The sequence below is a fragment of the Moorena sp. SIO3B2 genome, assembly GCF_010692525.1.
In the GTDB taxonomy this organism is placed as follows: Bacteria; Cyanobacteriota; Cyanobacteriia; order Cyanobacteriales; family Coleofasciculaceae; genus Moorena; species Moorena producens.
Map to the genome: position 1 here is coordinate 1 of NZ_JAAHHE010000978.1, position 1,081 is coordinate 1,081.

Below are 1,081 nucleotides of genomic sequence, written 5' to 3' on the forward strand. Positions count from 1 at the left end.
AACATTACAAACTAAGGTGATACAACTTTGTGAAATCTTTAACAGTTCAAGAGTTTAGAACCGTCAGTGGCTTCACCCAGGCTAGCTAAAAGGATTGAAGGTTAAATTCTTTTTATACTCATGCTTCATATTTACCAAGTAAGCATTCAGCCGTCAGCCGTGAGCTAAAAGCTCACGCTACTTGAGGTGCCGTCAGCTTATTTTATTTAAAAGCATCTCCAGTAGCCTGGCCAAAAGCCCAAAGCTGATAGCTGATAGCTGATAGCTGATAGCTTACATTCCCAATCCCCAGAATATCTTGCCTTATGAGGAACTTACCACCCATAAATTAATTCACATTAAACTAGCCCTTAGTGGTTTTGGTTATTGTTTGTTTTGATCATAATCTATCATCATGCTCACTGCTAACTCTCTAAAACTTAGCTTGACCCAAATTTTCTCCCAATCTCTCCTTGTCGGAGGACTTACTGCTATTAGTTTGCTATCTGGATTTATCCCTGAGCTTTCTGAAGACTCTTATACCCTTGTGATTACAACTTCAGCCTATGCTCAAGATGTCACCTCTGAGATTAGTCCTAATGACGTCACTCAATATGCTGAAGTTCTATTACAAATAGAGCCTATTCGCGCATCTGCCTATGAAAAAATCACCACAATCCTAGGAGAGCAACCAGAAATTTTCTGCGATGACCCCCAGAGCATCGATAAGCTGCCCTCGACCGCCCAAGAGATTGCTAAAGATTACTGCCAACAGTCAGAGGGAATTGTCTCTAAGTATTTTCCCGAAGGAGGAAATAAACGCTTCAACGAAATTACTATTGAGATGCAAGATAATCAAAATTTACGGGAACAGATTCAAAGTGAATTAGTGCGTATTCAACAAGCAAAATTTGACGCTAGCTTTTAGTTGGGGATAGCTCGAATCATCAGCCACTTATTCCCTTGACCCATAACTTAAACCATAACGTCAACCATAATTAAATCGTTTTGGGAAAAGCGTAAGGGTCTCAACGTTCCTCTTGGGCAAGCAGTAAGACGAGTTGCACACCTGGGAATTATCAATCAAGTTTAGACCTATAGT

1 protein-coding gene is annotated in these 1,081 nt (G+C 40.2%); it reads left to right on the forward strand.

The genetic code is table 11. The annotated features are described in order from the left end of the window. The first annotated feature begins 394 nt into the window (after positions 1-394). Positions 395-907, forward strand: coding sequence for a DUF4168 domain-containing protein (locus F6K38_RS42865; protein ID WP_287313060.1), 513 nt, complete (start codon positions 395-397; stop codon positions 905-907). Positions 908-1,081: the final 174 nt, after the last annotated feature.